Below are 2531 nucleotides of genomic sequence, written 5' to 3' on the forward strand. Positions count from 1 at the left end.
ACACGATTGCGATTGCGACCTTCATTTTAGCTTTGATTGGTCCAATACTCGGTACCATCGCCGATTACAAAGGCATGAAAAAGCGCTTTTTCACGATCTTTTTTACTTTAGGCGTCACCTTTACCGCAATGCTGGCCTTTGTCCCGAGCGATAACTGGCTGATGATGTTAGTTATCTATACTCTCGCCGTTCTGGGATCGACCGGTTCAAATGTTTTCTATGATGCTTTTATCGTCGATGTGACCACGGATGAACGTATGGACAGAGTTTCTGCTCGTGGTTATGGAATGGGTTATATCGGGAGTACGATCCCTTTTATCATCAGTATCGCAATCATTATTTTAGCCCAAACCAAGATTCTCCCTATCTCTGTGACTTTGGCCAGCCAAACGGCATTTATAATCACCGCAATTTGGTGGGGAGTTTTTTCGATCCCTATGTTTAAAAATGTCCACCAGAAGCATTATATCGAGCGCGAGCCGCAATTAGTTTTACAGAGCTTTAGACGCCTGGCAAAAACATTTAAAGAAATCCGAAAATACAAGGCATTATTTTTATTCTTATTAGCTTATTTCTTCTATATTGATGGTGTCGGTACGATTATCACGATGTCTACTGCATACGGTACCGATTTAGGCATCAGCTCTACCAATCTATTAATCATTCTTTTTGCCACCCAGGTTGTCGCATGGCCGTTCGCGCTTCTTTTCGGAAGGTTATCAGAGAAATATACCGGCAAAAAAATGCTTTATGTCGGCATTTTCATTTATATCATCGTTTGTATTTACGCTTATTTCCTTGAAACAACAACCGACTTCTGGATCCTTGCAATGCTGGTAGCCACTTCACAGGGTGGCATCCAGGCATTAAGCCGCTCCTACTTCGCAAAGCTTGTGCCAAAAGCAAACGCAAATGAGTTCTTCGGATTCTACAACATCTTTGGCAAATTCGCTTCCATCATGGGACCGCTTATGGTCGGCTTGACGGCGCAGCTGACAGGCAATTCAAGCATGGGCGTCTTCAGTCTAGTGATCCTGTTTGTGATCGGTATGGTGATCCTTGCCTTCGTTCCCGAACCAGAAGCAGAAAATCAGGCACCAGAAATCGTATAGTGATTAGCCTCTGGGATTCCAGAGGCTTTTTTATAAATTTTATGTTTAAGAGGTGTTCTATTAATGAAAAAGGTCAAGTTGGTCCTCTCAATAATTGGTGGTCTCTTTGTTGTTTTTCTTATCATCACCTTGTTTAACACTTTAACGTTAAAAACGCTTCAGCCAGCACCAAAAACTTCAACGTCTATAATAAATGAAGACCAAGCAATTCAACATCTCTCCAAAGCAATTACCTTTAAAACAATCTCTTATCAGGATAGAAGTAAATTTGACCTTACTGAATTTGACCGTTTTATTTCATTTTTAAAAGAGAGCTACCCACTTGTAGATAAACGAGCTCGAATTAGAAATGGTGAATAAGTATGCTCTTGTTTTTAAATGGAAAGGAACAGACTCCCGTAAGCTTCCGATTGGGCTGACAAGCCATTATGACGTCGTTCCTGTTTTGGATGGAACAGAGACTAAATGGGAACAAGGCCCTTTTACAGGTAGTGTTGTTGGCGGAAAGATTTGGGGGCGCGGCACGCTGGATGACAAAGTTGGGGTTATTGGCATTCTTGAAGCAGCAGAAAACTTGCTGAAAGAAAACTATAAGCCCGAACGGGATCTTTATTTCATGTTCGGTTTTGATGAAGAAATTGGCGGAGACGAAGGCGCAAGCAAAATTGTCAGCGAGCTGGAATCCAGGGGAGTCAAATTTGAATTCGTTCTCGATGAAGGCGGTGCGATTGTAGAAAATATGGTGCCAGGTGTCAGCCAGCCTGTCGGGGTTGTCGGTATATCCGAGAAAGGTTCAGCAACGGCAGAACTGACGATTGAAGGAAGCGGCGGCCACTCTTCCCAGCCAAAAAACGAGACGAATATCGGCAGGATTGCCCGAGCCATTGCAAAGCTTGAAGAAACGCAATTCCCGGCAGACCTTACAGGCGCTGGAGAGAAGTTATTTAATTTTGTAGCACCAGAAATGAGCTTCGGCATGAAATATGTATTTGCCAATAAGATGATTTTTGAGCCAGTCATTGAAAAAATACTTTTACAGCAGCCCGCTTCAGCCGCTTTAATCAGGACAACAATCGCCCCAACAATTTTTCAGGCTGGAGAGCAATACAATGCACTGCCTGAAAAAGCGACTGCGATTATAAACCTTCGCCTCCTGCCAGGAGATTCATTGGACGATGTGAAAAATTTCATCGTAAAGACGATTGAAGATAAGGATATTAAGGTGACAGTAACCGGTAACGAAGCTTCTGGGGTTTCTTCAGTAGACAGCTGGCACTTCAAAACCATTCAGCAGAGTGCCAAAAATGTCTATCAGGACGCTGTCATCGCGCCATACCTCATGTTCGCTGGCTCTGATGCAAGGCATTACGACATTATTGCAGAAGATACCTATCGTTTTTTACCGGTACAGCTAACATC

3 protein-coding genes are annotated in these 2531 nt (G+C 43.1%); all 3 read left to right on the plus strand.

Features of this window, described 5'->3' with window-relative positions; genetic code table 11:
* A partial coding sequence (locus WB217_RS05070) for an MFS transporter (protein WP_423991255.1) occupies positions 1 to 1112 on the plus strand: 1112 nt, incomplete at its 5' end.
* Positions 1113 to 1175: 63 nt separating this feature from the next.
* Positions 1176 to 1472, plus strand: coding sequence for a hypothetical protein (locus WB217_RS05075; RefSeq protein WP_423991257.1), 297 nt, complete (start codon positions 1176 to 1178; stop codon positions 1470 to 1472).
* Positions 1462 to 2531 (plus strand): M20/M25/M40 family metallo-hydrolase (locus WB217_RS05080; RefSeq protein ID WP_423991259.1); only part of this gene is annotated, 1070 nt, incomplete at its 3' end. The genes WB217_RS05075 and WB217_RS05080, both read left to right, overlap by 11 nt.

The organism is Mesobacillus sp. (genome assembly GCF_049588175.1).
In the GTDB taxonomy this organism is placed as follows: domain Bacteria; phylum Bacillota; class Bacilli; order Bacillales; family Cytobacillaceae; genus Mesobacillus.